Below are 418 nucleotides of genomic sequence, written 5' to 3'. Positions count from 1 at the left end.
GTCTCACAACCGTACACCCAGCCGTAGCTTTAGCTACGAAGCCCATCAACACCCAAAATCCAATCACACCCATAGTGTGATCCCGATCAAATCTCAGAATTTTGTCGGCAATTTCCTACAAAACGCCGCGCACATTTCCCCTACGCGCCATGCTCCTCGCTGAATAATCTGGCTCCCACGTCGTCGGACGACGTTTACTGTTTACTCAACAAACCAAGCAAAAGGAGTTCATCATGAAACTGATCTCATCCTTCCTGTGTTCCATCGCCCTGCTGTTCAGCGTTGCGGCTTATGCTGCACCCGAGGCGCCCGTCAACATCAATACCGCCGATGTGGAAACCCTAGCGCAGCTCGATGGCATCGGCCCCAAAAAAGCCGAGGCCATCGTCGCCTGGCGCGACGCCAACGGCGAGTTTGT

The 418-nt window shown here is 53.8% G+C and carries 1 protein-coding gene; it reads left to right on the top strand.

Going from position 1 to position 418, the window contains the following annotated elements:
* Window positions 1-233 precede the first annotated feature (233 nt).
* Window positions 234-418 (top strand): ComEA family DNA-binding protein (locus B3187_RS17450; protein WP_349678196.1); only part of this gene is annotated, 185 nt, incomplete at its 3' end.

Source organism: Marinimicrobium sp. UBA4209, assembly GCF_002381585.1.
Classification (GTDB): domain Bacteria; phylum Pseudomonadota; class Gammaproteobacteria; order Pseudomonadales; family Cellvibrionaceae; genus Marinimicrobium; species Marinimicrobium koreense.
This window is presented reverse-complemented; position numbering and strand designations above follow the sequence as displayed.